We start from the raw sequence: 21,616 nt of genomic DNA, 5'->3' as shown, positions 1-21,616 counted from the left end.
TGGAAGCATGACCACGCCCTTCCCCACCGGAACGATCCTCGGCTACCCCCGCATCGGCCGCCGCCGCGAACTCAAGCGCGCGGTCGAGGCGTTCTGGCGCGGCGACATCGACGTCGCCGAGCTCGAGGCCCGCGCCGCCGGGCTGCGGCGCGCGACCCGTGAGCGACTCGCCTCGCTCGGCCTCGGCCGCGCCGACTCGTCGATCCCCGAGTCGTTCAGCTACTACGACCAGGTGCTCGACGCCGCGGTCACCGTCGGCGCCGCGCAGGCCGACGGCCTGGCCGGGTACTTCGCGCTCGCCCGTGGCGACGCCTCACGCGCGCCCCTTGAGATGACCAAGTGGTTCGACTCGAACTACCACTACCTCGTGCCCGAGATCGGGCCGGAGACCGAGTTCCGCCTCGCGAGCGACCGGCTGGTCGCCGAATTCCTCGAGGCGAAGGCCGACGGATTCCTCACCAGGCCTGTCATCGTCGGGCCGGTCACCCTGCTGGCGCTCGCGAAGGCGTCGGATGCCGCGCCGGAGGGCTTCCGCCCGCTCTCGCGCCTCGCCGACGTGCTGCCCGTCTATGTCGAGCTGCTCGGCAGGCTCGCCGCTGCCGGCGCCGAATGGGCGCAGCTCGACGAGCCCGCGCTCGTGAGCGAGAGCCTGTCCGAGACCGCAGACGAGCTCCGCGCCGCCGCCGCCACCGCCTACGGCGTGCTCGGCCGTGCGCAGAGCCGCCCGCAGCTGTTCGTCGCCGCGCCGTACGCCGCGCTCGGCGCAACCCTTGCGACGCTCGCCGGCACGGAGGTCGAGGCCATCGGCGTCGACCTCGTGCGCGGCACGATCCCGGCGGAGCAGTTCGACTGCACGCGGGACGCGCTCAAGGGCAAGACCCTCGTCGGCGGCGTCGTCGACGGCCACAACATCTGGCGCGGCGACCTCGCCGCCGCGTTCGCCAAGCTCGGCCTGCTGCGCGAGCTGAGCCCGCACGTCGCGGCCTCCACGTCGACGTCCCTGCAGCATGTGCCGCACGACGTCGCAGACGAGCCGCTGCTCGACGGCCGCCTGAAGTCCTGGCTCGCGTTCGCCGACCAGAAGGTCGAGCAGGTCGCGACCCTCGCGAAGGGGCTGAGCGAGGGTGCGGCCGCGATCTCGAGCGCGCTGGCCGAGGCATCCGCCGCTCTCGTCGACCGCCGCGATGCACCGGGCGTGCGCGTGCCTGCGGTGCGCGAGCGACTTGCGGGCCTGGCGCCCGCCGCGTTCAGCCGCGCGCCGTACGACGAGCGCGTCGCCGCGCAGCAGGCGGCGCTCGACCTGCCCGCTCTGCCGACCACGACCATCGGATCGTTCCCGCAGACGGGCGAGATCCGCCGAGCGCGCGCCGCGCTGGTCGCGGGCGAGCTCGACGCGGTCGGCTACGAGGACGCCATGCGCGCAGAGATCAGCCGCGTCGTCACCCTGCAGGAGGAGCTGGGCCTCGACGTGCTCGTGCACGGCGAGCCCGAGCGCAACGACATGGTGCAGTACTTCGCCGAGCAGCTGGACGGCTTCGCGGTGACCGTGAACGGCTGGGTGCAGTCCTACGGCAGCCGGTGCACACGCCCGTCGATCCTCTGGGGCGACGTGTCTCGCCCGGCGCCGATGACGGTCGAGTGGTCGCGCTTCGCGCAGAGCCTCACCGCCAAGCCGATGAAGGGCATGCTGACCGGGCCGGTCACGATCCTCGCGTGGTCGTTCGTGCGCGACGATCAGCCGCTCGGCGACACCGCGAACCAGGTCGCGCTCGCGCTGCGCGACGAGATCGCGGACCTCGAGGGGGCCGGGATCGGCATCGTCCAGGTCGACGAGCCCGCGCTGCGCGAGCTGCTGCCGCTGAAGCGCGCCGACCAGCCCGCGTACCTCGACTGGTCCGTCGGCTCGTTCCGCCTCGCCACCGGCGGCGCGCGCACCGAGACGCAGGTGCACACGCATCTCTGCTACTCGGAGTTCGGCGTGGTCATCGACGCGATCCGCGCGCTCGATGCCGATGTGACCTCGATCGAGGCGGCACGCAGCCGCATGGAGGTCGTGCACGACATCGAGCGCTCAGGCTTCGACCACGGCATCGGGCCGGGCGTCTACGACATCCACTCCCCGCGTGTGCCGGGTGTCGCCGAGCTCACCGAGCTGCTGACGCTGGCCGTCGCCACTATTCCGAACCGCCAGCTGTGGGTGAACCCCGACTGCGGGCTCAAGACCCGCGGGTATGACGAGACGGTCGCGTCGCTGCGGAACATCGTGACCGCCACTCGCGCCGTGCGGGAGCGGGTCGGGACCGGCGACGCCGTCGGCGCGTGACGCCGGTGTGAGGCGGGGCGCGTGCCGTCGGTAGGCGGCGGGCAGTCCGCGTGACAGCGCGACCCCCGGTTCTCCGCGAGCTGGCGGATTCCTCACCGGAACCGCGCGCGAGGTTTCGGAAGGGGATCCTTCAGGGGGTGCAATCGCTGCCCGTCGCGCTGTGCGCAAGCAACTCCGTGATTGCCTCGACGAGGCGGCTCATGTCATCGATCGTCGTGTCAGCTTCGGTGAGCATGTCGGCGGGGGTCTGTGCGACATAGCCGATGGATCGCATGCGCGCGCGGCGCGCGGCTGTGATGCCAGCCGGGCTGTCCTCGACGACGATGCACCGGTGGGGTGGGAAACTCATCCTTTGGCCGGCGTGCAGGAACAGTTCTGGCCAGGGCTTGCCCCGACTCACGTCCTGTGCGCTGAAGATCCGGCCTGCGAACCGCTCGAACATGCCGACCCGCCCGAGGGTCATCCGCATCTTCTCGTGCGATCCCGATGACGCGACGCAGCTGGCGTAGCCGAGCTCATCGAGGCGGTCGAGTGCCGCGACGACGCCCGGTACCGCGTGAAGCTCAGAATGCAACAACGCCGCGAAATGCTCGTCCCGGCGATTCAGAAAACCATCGGGCAGCGGCTTACCCAGGTGCCGTTCGACGTTGGCGACCATGTCGGCGACCGTGTGGCCGAGGTGCTCGCGATAGATCTCCTCGACGGTGATCGGCCAGCCCAACTCGCCGAGCATCTCCATGTCGACGCGCTGCAGCAACCGCTCGGAGTCCACAAGTACTCCGTCGCAATCGAAGACGATCAACACGTTGTTGGCGCCTGGGCCACGCGTTCGCATGAGCTGGACGCTATCAATCGCGGTTGCCGTAGGGCTGGTATGCCCGAATGCCGGTGGCTAAGCATGCGTTCGGCCGCTCGTAAGCGGCCTGGGCCTCTGCGGTACGTGTCAATGCCCGTCTGCCCCGCACGGCAAAGGCGTCTGCGTACGACAACTGCGACGCCAGCATTGGTCCTTCGCTGGTTTCGTCTTCCGCGTCTTCCGATACGACTTTGACGCGATCTTGAGCTACGGAATCCTCAATCCGCCGCTCCTGCCAGGAACTCGCGGCAGTGTCTGTGGGCTGTGGGAAACTCGGTGCATCAGGCAGTATGTGAATAAGTCTACGAAACTCATGCTTGTAATATGGGCTTTTTGCGGTAGATTTGAGGCATGTCGAAAGTCGGTTCCGCAGCTTGTGAGGCGCTGTCGCGTCTCGGTGCCGTGCTGCCAGTGGACCCGGCTGCGCTGTCGGACGGGCAGCTGATCGACTTCGTCGGTCGGGTGGAGGCCGCCTCACGTCAGATTGACGCGTTGAAGCTCGCGGCCGCGCGCGCCGTCAGCGAGCGGTCCGTCGACGGAGCACCGGATTCGCTGGCCAGGCGGCTGGGGTTCAAGACCGCAGCCGGGGCGCTCCAAGGCCTGACGAAGTCCTCCGGGAAGGACGCCGCCAAGCTCATCCACGACGTCGAGGATCTCGCCAAGCTCCCCGCAGTGGAGGAAGCCGTCATGGACGGGCGGATCGGCCGCGAGGCGGCCGCCGCGATCGCGGGAGAGCTGAAGAAGGCCGCCGGCAAGAACCTCGGGGGCGTTGACTCGGAAGAGCTTCAGGCGGTGCAGACCGAGCTCGTCGAGCTCGCCACCTCTGTCGGTGCGGACGAGGTGAAGGCGAAAGCCGCGGAGAAAGCCGCAACGTTGAACATCATGGCGGTCGAGGACAAGGCCGCGAAGGCGATGGGCGACCGGTTCTTCTGGATCGGACCCACTGTCGACGGTGCCGCCCGTGTCTCCGGGCTGCTGCCTGCCGGGCATGCGGCCGTCATCCGGGGTGTGCTGGATGGGTTGTCGAACCCGAAGGGGAAGAAGACCGTCACCTTCACTCCCGACGCGGACCAGGGCCAGGTGCCTGCTGATGTGCGTACGCGGGGGCAGAAGGCGGCCGATCATCTGCGGGATGTGTTCGCCACCGCCGCCCGCAGCGCCGAGATCCCCGACATGGGCGGGGACCACCCCACCGTGTGGATCTCCACCACCGCGGCGGAACTGCACTCCGGGGCGGGGCTCGCGTTCTACGCCGGCGCCTCTGAGCCCGTCTCCGTCCAGGAGGCGCAGCAGGCCGCCTGCACGGGCGGGATTCAGACCGTGATCTTCGGCGAGAACGGCGACGTGCTGAATCTCGGGCTGTCGGTCCGCGGCTTCACCAAGAGGCAGCGCCGCGCCATCGCACTCCGCGACGGGGGCACCTGCGTGATCCCCGGCTGCGAGGTGCCCGCGCAGTGGTGCGAGGTGCACCACGTCATCCCGCATCAGGACGGCGGGGCCACGGATGTGTGCAACGGGGTCCTGCTGTGCTGGTTTCATCACCATGAGATCGACTCCGGTCCCTGGCAGGTGAGAATGCGTCATGGCACTCCAGAAGTCCGATACGCCGCTGCCGGGAAGGTCATCGACTGGCATCCGGTCGGCGACGGAGCGGCCGCGCACATAAAAGCCGGATCGCCACCGGGATCTGGTGCACGGGAGTAGTCCGTCTCGCGCACGATCGGATTCCCCCGCAGTTGCGCCTCGCCCGCGTAACACGGCGCTGACATGATGAGCGTGTGACCGACCCGAACCTCGCACAGCTCGCCTCCGCCTTCGGTGTTCTGACCGAGTACTGGGACTGGCAGGGGCGGCACGTCGAGGTCGCCGACGCCACGCTGAGCGCGATCCTCGTCGCTCTCGGCGCGGACGTCACGGATCCGGCGGCCGCGCTCGAGGAGCGCGCGCTGGCGCCGTGGCGGCGAATGCTTCCGCCGACCGTCGTCACGACTCAGGGCGTCCCCGCGCAGGTGCCCGTGCACGTTCCCGACGGCGCTCCCGTCGAGGCCTGGGTCGAGCTCGAAGACGCGGGCGGCAGCCGCCCGCTCGTCCAGGTGGACAACTGGAACGAGCCGCGCGAGATCGACGGGGTGCGGGTCGGTGAGGCATCCTTCGAGATCCCCGCGGATCTGCCGCTCGGCTACCACGTGCTGCACGCCCGCTCGGGTGAGACGAGCGCCGCTGTTCGGCTCGCCGTCACACCCGCGAAGCTCGAGCTTCCCGGCCGCCTCGGCTCACGCCCCGGCTGGGGCCTCGCGGCGCAGCTGTACAGCGTGCACTCCTCCGGGTCGTGGGCGATCGGCGACCTGACCGACCTGACCGACCTGAGCGTATGGGCGGCCACCGAGCACGGGGCCGACTTCGTGCTCGTGAACCCGATGCACGCCGTCGCTCCGCTCGCCCCGATGACGCCGTCGCCATACCTGCCGGTGACCCGCCGGTTCACGAACCCGATGTATTTGCGCCCGGAGCGTGTGCCCGAGTGGCTCGGGCTGAAGCGCGGCGTGCGCAAGCAGTTCGAAGAGGCGCGCGACGAGCTCGCGAAGGTCACCAAGAAGTCGGAGACTGTCGAGCGCGACGCCGGGTGGGACCTGAAGCGGGCCGCGCTCGAGGCCGTGCACGCCGTGACGCGAACCCCGGGCCGCGAGGCGTCGTACCGGTGGTTCCTCGCGCAGAACGGCCGCAGTCTCGAGGACTACGCGCGCTGGTGCGCGCTCGCCGCAGAGCACGGCGGCGACTGGCGGCAGTGGCCCACCGAGCTGCAGGACCCGGACTCGCCCGCCGTCGCCGCGTTCGCCGCCGAGCACGAGTGGCGGGTCGACTTCCACCGCTGGCTGCAGTGGCTCACCAGCGAGCAGCTCGACGAGGCGCAGGCCGCCGCCCGCCGGCACGGCATGGCGCTCGGTGTGATGCACGACCTCGCCGTCGGGGTCGACTCGGGCGGCGTCGACGCCTGGCGGCTGCAGCGGATCTATGCCCAGGGCTTCGTCGTCGGCGCCCCGCCGGACGCCTACAGCCAGACCGGTCAGGGCTGGGGGCAGCCGCCGTGGCGCCCCGACGCGCTGGCCGAGGCCGGCTACGAGCCGTTCCGCGAGATCGTGGCCGGGGTGCTCACGCACTCGGGCGGCGTGCGCATGGACCATGTCGCGGGCCTGTTCCGGCTGTGGTGGGTGCCTGAGGGCGAGCCCGCGACGAACGGCACCTACGTGCGCTACGACCACGAGGCTCTCGTCGGCATCCTCGCCCTCGAGGCGCACCGGGCGGGCGCCGTCGTCGTCGGCGAGGACGTCGGCGTCGTCGAGCCGTGGACGCGCGAGTACCTCGCCGGCCGCGGAATCCTCGGCACCTCGATCCTGTGGTTCGAACGCGACTACGGCGGCGACGGGCGCCCGCTCGCCCCCGAGTCCTGGCGCGAGCTGTGCCTCGGCTCGGTGACGACTCACGACCTGCCGCCGTCGCTCAGCTACCTCGCGGGCGACCACGTGCTGCTGCGCGAGCGGCTCGGGCTGCTCACGCGGCCGGCGGCCGACGAGCTGGCCGAGACGCGCGCCGAGCGGGAGCTCTGGCTCGGGGTGCTGCGCGAGCGCGGACTGCTGGTCGCCGAGACGGAGGGCGAGGCATCCGATCATGAGATCGTATACGCCCTTCATCGCTTCCTCGCCCAGACGCCCGCACGCCTGCGCGCGCTCTCGCTGCCCGACGCGGTCGGCGACCGGCGCACGCAGAACCAGCCAGGCTCGGTCGATGAGTACCCGAACTGGCGCGTGCCGCTGACGGATTCCTCCGGCAAGCCCGTGCCGCTCGAGAAGGTCTTCACATCGGAGCGCGCGGCGCGGCTCATCGCTGCGGTGCGTGGGGCATGATCGTCGTCGTCGAACAGATGCGCGATCCGCCCTCTGCTGCGTTGCCCCAGCGGTGAGTTCGCGAGCCACGAGAGCGCGAAGATGACGGCCATCAGACCGAGCATCGCCCACCACATGCGGTGCGTGTTCGCAGTGAAGTCCGGCCCGATGCGTGAACTGGCGCCGATCCCGGTCAGTGTTCCCGCCACGGCGACGCCCAGTGAGGTTCCTACCTGCCGAGCCGTCGAGGTTACGCCGGCTGCCGAGCCGGACTGGGAGGCAGGCATCCCCGAGACCGCCGTTGTGGTGATCGGGGCATTGAGCAGGCCCTGGCCGATTCCATAGACGAGGAACACCGTCAGGATGAGCACGATCGGGGTCGTGGGCGTGAGCCCCGTGAGGATCATCGCAGCGAGTCCGAGAGCGCTCGAGCTGAGCATCAAGGGCAGCCTCGTGCCCCGTGTTCCGACCAGTCGCCCCGAGATGTTTGAGCAGATGATCTGCGCTACAGCCATGGGCAGCGTGTGCAGGCCTGCCTGGAAGGCGCTGAGGTGCCTGACGTCCTGAAGGTACAGCGTGATAAGGAAAAGGAACGCGCCGTTCGACGCGTAGCCGGCGAGCGCCGTCAGGACGGCGGACGAGAACGGGATGCTGCGGAAGAACCTGAGCTCGATGAGCGGCTCGGTGCGATGATGCTCCCAGGCGATGAAGGTCGAGATGGCCCCGCCGAACATGGCGAACAGGCCGATGGTGATCGGATTCGTCCAGCCGAGATGCGGTCCCTCGATCAGCCCCGCGATGAGACCTGCGAGCGTGGCGACGATGAGGAGCTGCCCGATCGGGTCGAGCCTGCGCCGGCGCCCTGAGCGAGACTCCGGCACGAATAGGAAGGTGAGCACGACGGCCGCGGCGCCGATCGGGACGTTGATCCAGAAGATGCCGCGCCAGCCCACCGAGTCGGTGAGCGCCCCGCCGACGAGCGGCCCGATCGCCATGGACACGCCGACGACCGCCGACCAGACGCCGACCGCGCGCGCCCGGCGGCTTGGTTCCGTGAACGTCGCCGTGATGATCGACATGGCGACGGGGTTCAGCATCGATCCGCCCAGGGCCTGCATGATGCGGAAGGCGATCAGCCAGCCCACCCCCGGGGCGATGCTGCAGAGCAGCGAGCCGACCGTGAAGATGGCGAGGCCGAGTTGGAAGGTGCGGCGTCTGCCGATTCGGTCCGCCGTCGACCCGGACAAGATCAGGAAGCTCGCGAGCACCAGCGTGTAGGCGTCGATGGTCCACTGCAGACCTGAAACCGACGAGCCAAAGTCCCGTCGGATCGACGGCAGCGCCACGTTCACGGCCATGGAATCCATCGAGACGATGAGCAGGCTCATGCAGCAGATGCCGAGGATCAGGCGGCTGTGGCGGTAGCGGGCACCCGGTGCGCCGGTCGCTACCGAGGTCATGGTGTCAGTCATCCTGTGGTTCGCCGGGGCCTCAATGGGTGAGGAAGATTTCCTGATACCGCTTTACAGCGGCGATCGTGGCGGCCTTTTCCTCCGCCGTCGGCGACGTGGGATCTGCGGCGATCGGCAGGGAGCCGAGCTTCATGAGCGAAGCCATGAGCAGAAGGCGCGCCTTGATCGAGGTGAGGTTCGAACCGGCGATGGTGAACGGTGTCCAGTCGGCGAAGCCTTCCGGAGTCCCCCGACCTACGCGGGCCACAGGAATGCCGCTGAACACCGCGCGCTGCAGCAGCGCTTCTGACGCCTTGGAAGGGAGCCGACCGTAGGGGACGAGACCCTCGATGACGATGCCGGAGAGACGCCCGAGTCCCAGCTTCTGGTCGATCACGGCCTGGATGATGGGCAACTCGTCGGGGCCGACTCCGTAGTCCTCGTCGAAGTAGCCGCCTTCTTTGACGATCGACACCGAGGGGATCGCATCCTCGGTGATCCTTCCATCGGCATCCTTGATGGCGACGCTGACCAGCTCGAGGCCGGCAGCCTTCCGTGTGACGGCGTCGACAGTGTCCGGCAGGCGGGTGACATTCAGGTCGGACAGGTGCGTGTGCTTGTAGGCGGGCAGGTAGGTGAGCGAGATCGCGCCCGTGTGGCTCGTCTGCCCGAGGATGCCTCCGTGTCCGCCCGTCGCACGATAGTTGCCCGGTCGCGCGTCGCTCTTGTAGACCTCGCGGGCTGCGAAGTACTGCTGCTCCTCGATCACGACCACGCCGCAGCGGTTCCGCCCTTCGGCGTCCGCCCACGCGCGCGACTGGATGAACGCGATCGAGTCGACGATGTTCTTGGGCCCGTCGTTGCTGATCATGCCCTGCGGGCGCTGCGCCGCGTTGCCGCAGATCGGCAGAGTCGTGTCGATGAGCAGGCTGAACCAGTACGCAGTCTCCTCGACCTGCGGACTGCCCTGGGTCCAGATCAGCCCGTCGTACTTGCCGCTGGACGCGATGGCCTGCGCGTCGTTCGTGATCTTGGCGAGCGCGGGGCGAGGAGGCACGGTCGAAAGGTGAGCCGGCTTGTATCCGTTGAAGTGGGTTCCGCGCGACTCGGGGGCGATGTCGCCGGTGCCGACGTCGGTACGCTCTTCTGCAGGAAGGCCTTTGGTGTATCCGGCCGGCGGCGCGACGCGGTAGAAATCCACGTCGGCGCGCGACGAGATCGGACTCGCCGTGCCGCGGTCCTCGATGCCGAGGCGATCGATCTCTTCGAAGCTGCGGGAACCGTCGGGAAAGAAGCCCTGCCGCGCCGCAGAGGCGGGCCCGAGCGCTACCGCCATCTCCTCCTCCCACGGCGTGCCATCGGCCTGCACGGCCATGTACGGCAGCGGGTAGAGGCCGTCGGAGGGGTCGAGTGTGATCGCGTATACCGGGCGGTCGGCTTCAGTCGCCGCATTCTCGCGGAAGGTGCCGTCGGGCCCGACGTAGCCGTCAGGAACCCCGTAGAGCTCCGCGGCGTCCTTCTCCAGCGGGTGTGCAGAGAACTGCTCGACGTAGATCGTCGCGGGCGCTGCCAGACGCTGGGCGCGCAGCGCATCGAATTTGAGGGGAACCCCGTTCTCATCGGTCAAGAGCGGAAGCCCACGCTGTGCGCGGGCTTTGTTCGAGGTGACCAGGGGCGGCGTGTTCTGGATGGTCGCCGTCGGGCCGCTCAGATGAGCGATCCGTACGCGCTTCGATTCTGCCACGGGGTGCTCCTTCGCAAATGGCGGTGGGGTGGACGAGCACCACGCTGGCCGTCGCCGGTTTCACCTGAGTCTCTTCTCGGTTGCTCAGTCGTAACTTGTGTCGGCGGCTTTGACAGTTACATTTCGGTCGGTGTGGCCGCGGCGTCGTCAGCGAGCGTCCTTGATCGCCTGGCGAAGGCGATAGGCGCGCACCTTGTCACGGTTCTGGCATCGCGAGCTGCAGAATCGCCGAGTGCCGCTGCGGGTGTCGTCGAAGAACACCCTGTCGCAGCGCACCGCTTCGCATCGCGAGATGTATTGAGTCGCGCCGGAGGAGACCCAGGAAGCAAGTGCTGCGCCGCACCCGACCTGCCAGCCCTCGACGGCGCTTGCGCTGTGGTCCTGGTAGTGCAGCGCCCAGGGTGGCTCGCTCGAGAGGTGCAGCCGCGCAGGGAAATCAGCGAGCAGCGCATTGATCTTCGGCACGGCGGTCGGCAGGTCGTCGTCGGCGAGATCCAGCAGCAACTCGTGTAGCCGTCGCGCCAAGGCGAGCAGCCGGTCGACCTCCGCCACGGTGAATGCCACCTGCTTGCGATAGAAGTGCTCGCATACGGCATTGGCCGCCGCGACGGTCTCCGCAGGGTCTTCCGACGGCGCGTAGGGCACGCCGTTCGAGAAGCCCGGCGCGAGCAGGTTGGTCAGGGAGATCGCGGCCATAACGAGCTGATCCCGATGCGAGCCGCTCGGTCGGGTCATCATCCCCTTGAGCACCATGCGGCAACCATAGCCGGATCTATGGTGATGTAACCGTCAAAGGCCCACGAACAAGTTACAGCTGAGCAACCGAGAAGAGACTCTGGTGAAACGGCCGGCGGCGACGGTAGTACACATCGACTCGCCCACCCTCGGAGGCCGCAATGACCATCGCACCCCCCGTACCGTCCCGCACAGGCAGGGCTGAACTTACGATCGACGGCGTGTCTCGAGAATTCCCCTCGAACACAGGCGCCGCAGCGACGATCGCCCTCGACAACGCGTCATTCACTGTGAAGCCGGGTGAGTTCCTGTCGATCATCGGCCCCAGCGGCTGCGGCAAGAGCACCCTGTTCAACATCATCGCCGGACTGGACCTGCCGAGCTCCGGCAGGGTCGCGATCAACGGCGAGGCGATCATCGGCCAGCAGGGCCACGTCGGCTATCTACTGCAGAAGGACCTCCTGCTGCCGTGGCGCAGTATCCTCAACAACGTCATCATCGGCATGGAGATCTCGGGAGTGCCGAAGCGCAAGGCTCGCGAGATCGCGATGCCGTTCCTCGAGGCGTACGGACTCGGGGACTTCGCCGACCATCGTCCCGACCAGCTGTCCGGCGGCATGCGGCAGCGCGCCGCTCTGCTGCGCACCGTGCTGTTCAATCGCGATGTCATCCTTCTCGACGAGCCGTTCGGCAAGCTCGACGCCCAGACGCGGGCGACGATGCAGGAATGGCTGCTCGATCTTTGGGACGACTTCCAGAAGACGGTCGTGTTCGTCACCCACGACATCGACGAGGCCGTCTATCTCTCGGACCGCGTGATTGTCATGTCACCGCGTCCAGGCCGGATCGTCGCCGACATCCCGATCGCGCTCGATCGCCCGCGCAAACCCGCTGTCGTCACCAGCGACGACTTCATCGCATACAAGACCCGCATCCTGACGCTGCTTCACCGCGCCCAGGAAGCTGAAGCTCCGGAGATCTGATCATGACCGCAGTCGTCTCGCCGCCCCGAGTAGGCGCGATGGATTCCCTGGCCGACCTTCCGAGACGTACGGCACGCCGTCGTCGAGGCGAACTCTTCCCGGCCGAGCCGGCGAACTGGAAGATCGCAGTGACGGTGGCCGCGATCGTGCTGGGCATCGTGCTCGCGTGGGAGCTGCTCGCAGACGCAGGCATCGTCAGCGTCTTCTTCTGGTCGAAACCGAGCATGATCTGGCGGTCCCTCCTGACGAACATCACGAAGGGCTCGATGATCGCCGACATCCGCTTCACCTTCACCTCGACGATCCTCGGCTTCGTGATCGGCGTGCTCGGCGGCGCAATAGTGGGACTGTCGTTCTGGTGGTCGCGCTTCTACGCCAAGGTCGCGGAGCCGTTGCTGATCGCTCTCGAAGCCATGCCGAAGCTCGCCCTCGCCCCGATGATCGTGCTGGCGCTCGGAATCGGGCTCCCGTCCAAGGTCGCGATGGCCACCGCGATCGTCATCATCATCCAGATCCTCAATGCCCACGCCGCGGTCAGGCATGTCGACCGCGACGAGCAGACGCTGCTCTATTCGCTCGGCGCGAGCCGCTGGCAGGTCTTCACCAAGGTTGTGTTCCCGGCGACACTTCCGCACATCATCGCGAGCTTCCGCGTCGCGATCGGTCTCGCGCTCACCGGCGCGATCGTCGGCGAGTACGTCGGGTCGCAGAACGGCCTCGGCAAGATGATCCAGCTCGCGGCATCCACTTTCGACATCTCGCTGATCTGGGTCGGCGTGTTCACGCTCGCCGTTATGGCATTCCTGCTCTACATCGTCGTCGGAGTGATCGAGCGCATCCTGATCCGCCTGATCCGCGGCTGACGCCCGCACCGCACCTGGCTGCACCACACCGCCCATTCCCATTAGGAGAAACCCGTGAAGAAACAGCTTTTCGCCATTGCCGGGCTGCTGGCCGCCGCCACTGTCGCGCTCTCCGGATGCTCGGGTTCAGCATCCGCGTCCTCATCAGGAAGTACCACGAAGATGGTCATCGCGGAGCCGGTGCACGGCATCGGCTATCTGCCGCTCTACGCCGCCATCGACCGGGGGTACTTCTCGAAAGAGGGCCTCGATGTGCAGACCACCACGCTGACAGGGGGTGCGCACGTCAATGCGGTGCTCAGTGGCAACGCGTGGGGCTTCATCGGCGGCATCGAGTCGGCCGCGATCGCGAACGCGAAAGGCGCGCAACTCGAGTCTGTGGCGGGCGTTGTCGACCGTGCGAACGTCTACTGGGTCGCTCGCAAAGGTGTCACGATCAACCCGAATGACATTGCCGGCTCGCTCAAGGGCCTGCGCATCGCCGCGAGCCGCCACGGCGGTTCGGTCGAGATCGACACGCTTTACGAGCTGAAGCAGCTCGGGCTCGACCCGAGCAAGGACGTCAAGATCATCAACAACGACGTCAGCGGTTCGGAGCTCTCGCTGCTGAAGTCCGGACAGGCTGACATCGCGGCGACCAGTGAACCCGTGCTCGGTCAGGGCGTCTCACAGGGTGTCTGGGGCGAGCCGTTCGTCAGCTTGCCCGATGCGCTGGGCAAGTTCGCCTACTCCGACATCGTCACCTCAAAGGCCAATGTCAAGAAAGACCCGGAGGCGGTCAAGAAGTTCGTGAAGGCGCTCTCCCAAGGCATGGACTACGTCATCTCGAATCACGATGGTGCCGAAAAGATCGCCGAGAAGGAGTTCCCGAACATGCAGCCGGCTGTGATCAAGTCCACCCTCGCCCGCACCTACAAGGACAAGTTCTGGGACGGCGTCGACATCACGGACGCCGCGCTCAAGGTCGATCTCACCGTCGCCCGTGCGGCTGGGCTTCTGCAAGACAGTTCCAACCCGGCGACGGCGAAGAACATCCTCGACCTGTCGTTCCTCCCGAAACCCCAGTGAAAGCGAGGCATCCGATGTCTGAAATCCCCTTCCGCTATGACCCTGCGCATACCGCCCTCATCGTGGTCGATGTGCAGAACGACTTCTGCAGCCCCGACGGCTCCCTCGGAAAGATCGGCAATGACGTCTCGGCGGCGGTCTCCATGGTGCCGCGCTTACAAAAGCTGATCGACGCGGCTCGCGCAGCACAGCTTCCGGTGATCTTCATCCAGACGCTGCATGACAAGACCAATGACAGTCCGCAGTGGCTGAACCGCCACGGCGAGCCCGGCAAGAAGCGGTCGAGCATCACCTGCCGCACTGGCTCATGGGGCGCCGACTTCTACGAGGTCGCACCGCAGCCCGACGAGATCGTGGTGAACAAGTACCGCTACTCGGCCTTCGCCGGCACCAATCTGCAGATCGTGCTGAAGACGCTCGGCGTGGAGTCGCTGCTGTTCACGGGCGTTGCGACGGAGGTATGCGTCGAGTCCAGCCTGCGAGACGGCCTCTTCGCCGAGTACTACGTCTCGCTCGTGGAGGACTGCGCCGCGAGCTATGACACCGACGCGCACGCTGCCTCGGTTCGCGGCGTCGAGCGCAATTTCGGAACCGTTGTCGCGAGCCATTACCTCGAGCGACTGTGGGCCTCTGAAGCTGCGCTCGCCGGGGCTGCTGCCTGACCCCACGCGTCAATGTCGAGGGCTGCGGCCCCGAGGAGAGATCCTCGGGGCCGTCTTTCGTCGTGGCGCGGTGGCCAAGCGGCCGATAGCTTCGGAACCACGATGAACACTCAGCTGCTGATAGTCCTCGTGCTGCTCGCGGCGGCGATCACCATGTTCGCGATCGGCCGGCCGCGCATGGACGTGGTGGCCGTGCTGATGATCGTCGGCCTGCCACTGACCGGCGTGCTGACGGTGCCGGAGACGCTCGCCGGCTTCGCCGACCCGAACGTCGTGCTCATCGGGGCGCTGTTCGTCGTCGGCGAGGCGCTGTCACGCACGGGCATCACGTACCGCCTGGGGGACTGGCTGGCGCGCGCCGCAGGGACCAGCAGCACGCGCCTGCTTGTGCTGCTCATGGTGAGCGTCGGCGTGCTCGGCGCAGTGATGAGCTCGACGGGCGTCGTCGCGATCTTCATCCCCGTCGTGCTGAGCATCGCCAAGCGGCTCGGCGTCTCGCCCCGCCGGCTCATGATGCCGCTGAGCTTCGCGGCCCTCATCAGCGGCATGCTCACGCTGATCGCCACGGCGCCGAACCTGGTGGTCGACGCCGAGCTGCGTCGCGCAGGTCACGCGGGGTTCGGATTCTTCTCGATCACGCCGTTCGGTCTCGTGATCCTCGCGCTCGGCGTCGTCTACATGCTGTTCGCGCGCCGCTTCCTCGGCGGCGCGGACGAGGGGGTGGAGGCAGACGACCGCACGACCTTCCCCGCGCTGATCGAGAAGTACGGCCTGGCCTCCCGCGAGCGTCGACTGCGCGTCGGCCGGCGCTCGCCGCTGATCGGCACGGAGGCGGACAGCGCGGTGGTGCGGCGGCAGCACGGCATCCGCGTGCTCGCCGTGGAGCGCAGTCGCTGGGGACAGAAACAGCTGACGCTCGGCAGCGATCCCCAGGGGTTCACGATCAAGGCCGGCGACGTGCTGCTCGTCGACGTGGCAGACACGGAGGACCCGCAGGCGCTGGCTCGGCGTCTCGACGCGAGCGAGCTGCCGCTCGGCGACGGCGTGTTCGTGCAGAGCTCGCGCGAGCTCGGGCTCGCCGAGATCATCCTGCCGCCGAACTCCGGCGCGCTCGGCCGCACGGTCGCCGGGCTCAGGATGCGCGACGACCACGACGTCGACGTCATCGGAATCCGCCACGGCGCGGACAACGTGTCGCGCGCCGTCTCGCACGAGCGGCTGCGTCTCGGCGACACGCTGCTCGTCGTCGGCAGCTGGGAGGCGATCCGCCGTCTCGCGGCACCCGGCGGCGACTTCATCGCGCTCGAGCTTCCCGTCGAGGTGGAGGAGCGCGTGCCGGCCGGCCGGCGTGCGCCTCTCGCGCTGCTCAGCCTCGCGGTCATGATCGTGCTGATGGTCACCGGCATCGTGCCGAACGTGGTCGCCGCATTGATCGCCTGCCTGCTGATGGGCGTGTTCGGGTGCATCGACATGACCTCGGCGTACCGGGCGATCCACTGGCCGACGCTGCTGCTGATCGTCGGGATGCTGCCTTTCGCGTTGGCCTTGGACAAGACCGGCGGCATCGACCTGGTCGCCTCGGGCCTCGCCGACTCGCTGGGCGGGGCGGCGCCGACCGTGATCCTGGCGGGGATCTTCATCGTCACCGCCGTGATCGGCCTGTTCGTGTCGAACACGGCGACGGCGGTGCTGATGGCCCCCGTCGCGATCGGCATCGCGAGCCATCTGCACGCGTCGCCGTATCCGTTCGCGATGGTCGTCGCGCTCGCGGCGTCCGCCGCCTTCGTCACTCCCGTCTCGTCGCCGGTGAACACGCTCGTGCTCGACCCCGGCCGCTACCGCTTCGGCGACTTCGTCAAGGTCGGGGCCCCGTTCGCGGTCGTGGTGCTGCTGGTCGCCGTGTTCCTGGTGCCCGTCATCCTTCCGTTGCACCCCTAGGAGCCGCGCCGTTCTGGGGCCGGTTCCCAGCGACGCAGGATTCGTCACGGAACGCACGATGTGTCACCTCGCCCGCACGCTTCCGAGTGACGAACCGTGTGTTCGGTGACGAATCAGTCCCGCGGCCGCGACGCGGGCGCCGGTGCCGACGCCTCGCTGAGGCTGAGCGATGCGCGAGCGTTGCTGAACACGATGAACAGCAGGGGCGCGGCGCCGAGCAGCGCGCCGAGCACGGGCTGGGCGAGCACGAACACGCACGCGCCAGCGACGGCGGCGAGGGACAGCAGGCTGAGCGGGGCGCGGCGCAGGGCGATGAAGACGGATGCCTTCGCCAGCGCGCCGAGGCGCACGTCGGTCGTCGCGAGCCCGGTCAGCACGAGCACCGCAACGGCGACGCCGAGCGCGGCGGCGAGCAGCAGCACCGGTGCGAACAGCGCGCCGGCCGGCGTGCCCGCTGTCGTCGCGAGGTCCATTCCGACGAGCAGCACGAGCGCGCCGAGTGCGGCGCCGACCATGAAGGCAGGCTTCGCTGTCCGCCGCCATCCGCGCCAGAACGCGGCGAACGGCGAGGCGCCGCCCGCGTTCGCCGCCTCGAACGCCGCGAACGCGGCGGCCGCCGACGGGGCGAGGGTCAGCGAGAGCAGCAGGAAGAACGGCCACGCCGACAATGGATTCCCTACGAGCAGCAACCCGACGGCGAGCGGGGCGTTCGCTGCGGCCAGGCACAGGTTCACGGCGAGGCCGGTGTAGACGTAGCCGAACACCAGGTCGAAGCTCGGCTGGCTCAGCGTCGGCAGTTTCAGGGCAGGCATCCGCTCAGCCCTTCAATCCGCTCGTTGCGATGCCTGCGATGAAGTAGCGCTGGCCGAGCAGGAAGATGACGAGCACGGGAACGATCGAGATCACCGAGCCGGTCATGATCATCGCGTAGTCGGCGGAGTACTGGCCGATGAACTGGCGCAGGCCGAGCTGCACGGTCCACAGGTTGTTGCTCGACAGGTAGATGAACGGGCCCATGTAGTCGTTCCACGTGTTCACGAAGGTGAGCAGCGCGAGCGACGCGAGGGCCGGCTTCGACAGCGGCAGGATGATGCGCGCCCAGATGCCGTAGTCGGTGAGCCCGTCGATGCGCGCGGCCTCGGTGAGCTCGTCGGGGATCGTCAGGTAGTACTGCCTCATCAGGAACACCCCGAACGCGCCGAACGCCTGCAGCAGGATGAGCGACCAGAACGTGTTCGTCAGGTGCGCCCGCTGCATCATGATGTACTGCGGAATCATGTACGCCTGCCACGGCACCGCGATCGTCGCAAGATACGCGATGAACAGCGCGTCGCGGCCGGGGAAGCGCACCTTGGAGAAGCCGTAGGCCGCGAAGCTGCCGGTGAGCACCTGCAGGAACGAGATCACGACGGCGAGCAGTGCCGAATTGGCGAGGTAGCCGGCCATCGGGATCTGGGTCCAGATGTCGCGGTAGTTCGTCCACTTCCAGTCGTGCGGGATCCACTGCACGGGTACCGTCAGCACGTTCACGTTGTTCTTGAGCGACGACGACAGCATCCACACGAAGGGCAGCAGCACGACGACGAGCAGCGCTGCAAGCAGCACGTAGAGGGCGGCGTTGCCGAGCCGCGCGCGTTCCCGTCTGGTCGCCATCAGTCCTGCCTCCTGTTCTGCAGGCGGTACTGGAACAGAGTGATCACGAGCACCATCACGAACAGCACGAGCGAGATGGCGGATGAATAGCCGAACTGCCCGTTCAGGATGCCGTCCTGGTAGATGAGCTGGGAGAGCACCAGGGTCGCGCGCCCGGGGCCGCCCTCGGTCATGACGAAGATCAGGTCGAACACCTTGAAGCTCGAGACGGTGAGGATGACGAGGACGAAGAACGTGGTCGGACGCAGGCCGGGAACGGTGACGTTCCAGAACTTGTGCCACGCGTTCGCGCCGTCGACGGCCGCCGCCTCGTAGAGCTCGCCGGGGACGGCCTGCAGGCCGGCGAGGAACAGGATCATGTAGTAGCCCATGTCCTTCCACACGCTCGTGATGATCACGGCGGGCAGCGCCCAGGTCGTGCTCGACGTCCACCCCGGCGGGTTCGCGACGCCGAGATGGGTGAGCAGGGCGTTGATCGGGCCGGTCGACGGGTCGAACAGCAGGTTCCACACGATCGCGATGGCGACGAGCGAGCTGATGTACGGGAAGAAGATCGCGACCCGGAAGAACTGGATGCCCTTGAGCTTGCGATTGAGCAGCAGGGCGAGGCCGAGCGAGAGGGCGAGCGTGAGCGGCACATGGCCGACGGCGTAGAGCACCGTGTTCTGCAGTGCCGCCCAGAACAGCGGGTCGTGCGCGAGCCTGGTGAAATTCGCGAGCCCGATCCACTTCGGCGGGTTGTACGCGTCCCAGCTCATGAACGACAGTCCGAGCGCCGCGATCACGGGGATGAGGGTGAAGAGCGCGAAGCCGAGGAAGTTCGGCAGGATGAAGCTCCAGCCGATCAGCGTCGCGCGGCGGCGCAGTCTGCGCCCGCGGGCCGGGGCGCGCAGCGCGCGCCCCGACTCGACCTGGGCCACTGAGGTTGTGGTCATTGTGGTTCCTTGCTGAGACGACTACTGGCTGAGCGCCTGGCTCTTGACCAGAGACTCCATCTCCTTGAGGCCGTCATCGACCGACTTCCCGCCCGTCATGATCAGCTGGTGCTCCTGATTGAGCACGGTGCCGATCGCGGCGGTGTTGGGGCTCACCGGCTGGTCGGGCTTGACGCTGTCGGGCGCGAATGCCTTCTTGGAGAGGTCGTCCTGGGGCATGCCGGTCAGGCCGAAATACTTCGTCGTGATCGCGCTGCTTTGGTAGGACGGGACGATTCCGATCGAGGCGACCGCTTCCGCGCCCTTCTCGCTGGCTGCGAACTCGATGAACTTCTTGGCTGCGGCCTGGTTCTTCGAGTTCTTGTTGATGCCGAAGCCGGTCGGACCGCCGTCGGTGACGATCTTGCCGCCCGATTTGATCTGCGGCAGCTGCGCGATGCCCCAGTCGGGCACGGAGACGCCCTTGGCCTTGTCGGCGAGCAGCGGCGCGATCAGCCAGGTCCCCATCGGCACCATGGCGGCCTTGCCGGTCTCGAACTCGGTCTGGTACGCGAGCTTCTGCGACGTCGCCTCGCCGTAGTTCGGGATGTCGCCCGCCTTCTGGAGCTTGAGCATCATGTTGTACTGGTCGGCGAGGTAGCTGTAGTCGCTCGGGTCGTTCAGATCCTTGTCGTTCTGCACGGCTGCGATGCCCTGGACGAGGGAGTTCCAGGTGTGCACGTAAGCGCCGTAGACCTTGTTCGCGCCGCTGCCGGAGGTGAGCTTCGCAGCGTCGCTCGCGAACTCGTCCCAGGTGAGGTTGTCAGGCGCGTCGAGACCCGCCTGCTGGAACATCGTCTTGTTGTAGAACAGCACCGAGAAGTCCGTGCGATAGGGGAGGGCGTAGTAGGTGCCCTTGTACTTGTACGAGTCCAGGCCGGCGAGCTTGTCGGCCGGCACCTGCTTCTCGACGCTGTTGAGGTTGAGCAGCTGCTGCTTCGAGGCGTAGCCCGAGTAGTCGGTCAGGTTCTTCACCGTGATGATGTCGGTCGAGTCGCCGCCCGCGAGCATCGTCGTCACCTTGGCCTCGTAGTCGGCGGCGTTCGGCACGTCGACGGGCTGGATCGTGATGTTCGGGTTGGCCGCGTGGAACGCGTCGAACAGCGCCTTGAACTCCGGCGTCGCCGCGTAGTCCCAGACCGAGACCGACAGTGTCGTCTTGGCGTCGCCGCCCGAACCGGAATCGGTGCTCTTCGCGTCCGAGTTGGGGGAGCCTGCGCAGCCCGCGAGGGCGAGCGCGGCGGCCGTGATGCCGGCGACGGCCAGCATGCGCATAGGGCGCTTCATGATGGATAACTCCTTTGTCATTCCGTCTTTTATCTTGGTGCAGGGTTGGTGCTGGGGTGACCGGGCTATGCGCTCAGGCGCAGGTCCTCACTGCTGATGGCGGCGCTGAGAGGAAGCCCGCGCACGTAGCGCTCGAGCTCGTCCAGCGCGGCGTCGGTCATGCGGTACAGCTCATTGCCGAGCGAGCCGGCGATGTGCGGGGTGACCATGACGTTGGGCAGCGAGAAGAGAACGGATGCCGCAGGCAGCGGCTCCGGCTCGGTGACGTCGATGATCGCATTGAGCCTGCCCGAGGCGCATTCGGCCTCGAGCGCGGCGGTGTCGATCACCGAGCCGCGCGCCGTGTTGATCACGGTCGCGTGGTCTGGAAGGGCGGCGAGCTCGGCCGCGCCGATCATGTTCCGGGTCTCCGGCAGCGCCGGAACGTGCAGCGACAGCACGTCGACGCGGGGGAGCAGCTCGTCGAGCGTGCCGACGAGCCGGCCGCCTGCGGCCGTGACCTCGCCGGCGTCGGCGTACGGGTCGTAGACGAGGCAGGTGAGCGCCTCGAGCTGCTGCAGCGCCGAGACGACCCGGCGGCCGACCCGCGAGAAGCCGACGACGCCGACCGTCCGCCCGACATTGCCGAGCTGGCCGAAGCGGTCGATGCTCTCCCAGCCTGCGTGAACGGTCGCGTCCGCGGCGAGGAAGGGGGCGCGCTTGCCCGCCATGATCACGGCGGCGAGCGTGAACTCGGCGACCGGCACCGCGTTCACGTCGGCGACGTTCGCCGCCGCGATGCCGCGCTTCCAGAAGGCATCCGTGACCATCGATCTGATCGTGCCGGCGCCGTGCAGCATCACCTTCAGCTGCGGCATCCGATCGAGCCGTGCCTCGTCGAGCAGCGGCGCGCCCCAGCCGGTGATGAGGACTTCGACGCCCGTGAGCCGCGCGGTGAGCGCAGGGTCGTCGAGATCGTCGACCCAGATGGGCTCGGGCAGTGCGGCGAGAGCGCGCAGCCGTGCGAGCCGGGCGTCGTCGAACTGTGCGTCGAAGGCCTCGCGGCTCATCAGGATGAGCGCTTCGGGGACTCGTTGGGTGGTCATCGAGCTGGGTGCTCCTCACTGGTTGCGCCGTTGCGGAATTCAGTGAATAGTCATGCCCGACGCGAGTCAAACAACGAGAACAGCTTCGTTCTCACTTGAACAGGAACGAACAT

Annotated in this window: 16 protein-coding genes and 1 pseudogene; 8 read left to right on the top strand and 9 right to left on the bottom strand. The window is 67.7% G+C overall.

Going from position 1 to position 21,616, the window contains the following annotated elements; all coding sequences use genetic code 11:
- Positions 1-7 precede the first annotated feature (7 nt).
- Positions 8-2,323: a 5-methyltetrahydropteroyltriglutamate--homocysteine S-methyltransferase gene (metE, locus tag D7I44_RS01335; RefSeq protein ID WP_120787840.1), complete on the top strand. Its 2,316-nt coding sequence runs from the start codon at positions 8-10 to the stop codon at positions 2,321-2,323.
- A gap of 130 nt (positions 2,324-2,453) precedes the next feature.
- Here the strand turns inward: metE and D7I44_RS01330 are convergent, their stop codons facing one another.
- The gene (locus tag D7I44_RS01330; RefSeq protein WP_220093810.1) at positions 2,454-3,128 is read right to left on the bottom strand and encodes an HAD family hydrolase; all 675 of its coding nucleotides are present in this window, start codon (positions 3,126-3,128) and stop codon (positions 2,454-2,456) included.
- A gap of 402 nt (positions 3,129-3,530) precedes the next feature.
- Between D7I44_RS01330 and D7I44_RS01325 the strand changes: the two genes are divergently transcribed.
- Both D7I44_RS01325 and malQ read left to right on the top strand, forming a co-directional pair.
- On the top strand, positions 3,531-4,883 hold the full coding sequence (locus D7I44_RS01325) for an HNH endonuclease (RefSeq protein ID WP_120787838.1): 1,353 nt from the start codon (positions 3,531-3,533) through the stop codon (positions 4,881-4,883).
- A 74-nt stretch (positions 4,884-4,957) separates the two neighbouring features.
- Positions 4,958-7,081, top strand: coding sequence for a 4-alpha-glucanotransferase (gene malQ, locus D7I44_RS01320; RefSeq protein WP_120787837.1), 2,124 nt, complete (start codon positions 4,958-4,960; stop codon positions 7,079-7,081).
- A 233-nt stretch (positions 7,082-7,314) separates the two neighbouring features.
- Here malQ and D7I44_RS18505 read toward each other — a convergent pair.
- The 3 genes and pseudogenes from D7I44_RS18505 to D7I44_RS01305 all read right to left on the bottom strand — a co-directional run.
- Positions 7,315-8,418 (bottom strand): annotated as a pseudogene (locus tag D7I44_RS18505) (DHA2 family efflux MFS transporter permease subunit); the annotation flags it as partial.
- Positions 8,419-8,551: 133 nt separating this feature from the next.
- Positions 8,552-10,255, bottom strand: coding sequence for an asparaginase domain-containing protein (locus tag D7I44_RS01310; RefSeq protein ID WP_120787836.1), 1,704 nt, complete (start codon positions 10,253-10,255; stop codon positions 8,552-8,554).
- Positions 10,256-10,402: 147 nt separating this feature from the next.
- Positions 10,403-11,008, bottom strand: a complete 606-nt coding sequence (locus D7I44_RS01305; RefSeq protein ID WP_120787835.1) for a CGNR zinc finger domain-containing protein — start codon at positions 11,006-11,008, stop codon at positions 10,403-10,405.
- Positions 11,009-11,211: 203 nt separating this feature from the next.
- Between D7I44_RS01305 and D7I44_RS01300 the strand changes: the two genes are divergently transcribed.
- The 5 genes from D7I44_RS01300 (at position 11,212) to D7I44_RS01280 (ending at position 16,504) form a co-directional block, all read left to right on the top strand.
- Entirely contained in the window at positions 11,212-11,973 is a 762-nt protein-coding gene (locus D7I44_RS01300; RefSeq protein WP_220093809.1) for an ABC transporter ATP-binding protein, read from the top strand.
- Between the two features lie 2 nt (positions 11,974-11,975).
- Positions 11,976-12,836, top strand: a complete 861-nt coding sequence (locus tag D7I44_RS01295; RefSeq protein WP_120787833.1) for an ABC transporter permease — start codon at positions 11,976-11,978, stop codon at positions 12,834-12,836.
- Between the two features lie 54 nt (positions 12,837-12,890).
- Complete coding sequence (locus tag D7I44_RS01290) at positions 12,891-13,904, top strand: ABC transporter substrate-binding protein (RefSeq protein ID WP_162939991.1); 1,014 nt, start codon at positions 12,891-12,893, stop codon at positions 13,902-13,904.
- Between the two features lie 14 nt (positions 13,905-13,918).
- The gene (locus tag D7I44_RS01285; protein WP_120787831.1) at positions 13,919-14,566 is read left to right on the top strand and encodes a cysteine hydrolase family protein; all 648 of its coding nucleotides are present in this window, start codon (positions 13,919-13,921) and stop codon (positions 14,564-14,566) included.
- Positions 14,567-14,668: 102 nt separating this feature from the next.
- Positions 14,669-16,504, top strand: coding sequence for an SLC13 family permease (locus tag D7I44_RS01280; protein WP_120787830.1), 1,836 nt, complete (start codon positions 14,669-14,671; stop codon positions 16,502-16,504).
- Positions 16,505-16,617: 113 nt separating this feature from the next.
- Here D7I44_RS01280 and D7I44_RS01275 read toward each other — a convergent pair whose 3' ends face one another.
- From D7I44_RS01275 to D7I44_RS01255, 5 genes are all read right to left on the bottom strand, one after another.
- On the bottom strand, positions 16,618-17,316 hold the full coding sequence (locus tag D7I44_RS01275) for a YesL family protein (RefSeq protein WP_120787829.1): 699 nt from the start codon (positions 17,314-17,316) through the stop codon (positions 16,618-16,620).
- A gap of 4 nt (positions 17,317-17,320) precedes the next feature.
- Positions 17,321-18,157, bottom strand: a complete 837-nt coding sequence (locus tag D7I44_RS01270) for a carbohydrate ABC transporter permease (protein ID WP_120787828.1) — start codon at positions 18,155-18,157, stop codon at positions 17,321-17,323.
- On the bottom strand, positions 18,157-19,092 hold the full coding sequence (locus D7I44_RS01265; RefSeq protein WP_120787827.1) for a carbohydrate ABC transporter permease: 936 nt from the start codon (positions 19,090-19,092) through the stop codon (positions 18,157-18,159). Before D7I44_RS01265 ends, D7I44_RS01270 begins: the two co-directional genes overlap by 1 nt.
- 21 nt (positions 19,093-19,113) lie before the next feature.
- Positions 19,114-20,418 (bottom strand): ABC transporter substrate-binding protein, encoded by a 1,305-nt coding sequence (locus tag D7I44_RS01260; protein ID WP_120787826.1) that lies wholly within the window; start codon positions 20,416-20,418, stop codon positions 19,114-19,116.
- A 65-nt stretch (positions 20,419-20,483) separates the two neighbouring features.
- Positions 20,484-21,503: a hydroxyacid dehydrogenase gene (locus D7I44_RS01255; protein WP_120787825.1), complete on the bottom strand. Its 1,020-nt coding sequence runs from the start codon at positions 21,501-21,503 to the stop codon at positions 20,484-20,486.
- Positions 21,504-21,616 lie beyond the last annotated feature (113 nt).

Source organism: Gryllotalpicola protaetiae (assembly GCF_003627055.1).
Lineage (GTDB): Bacteria > Actinomycetota > Actinomycetes > Actinomycetales > Microbacteriaceae > Gryllotalpicola > Gryllotalpicola protaetiae.
This window is presented reverse-complemented; position numbering and strand designations above follow the sequence as displayed.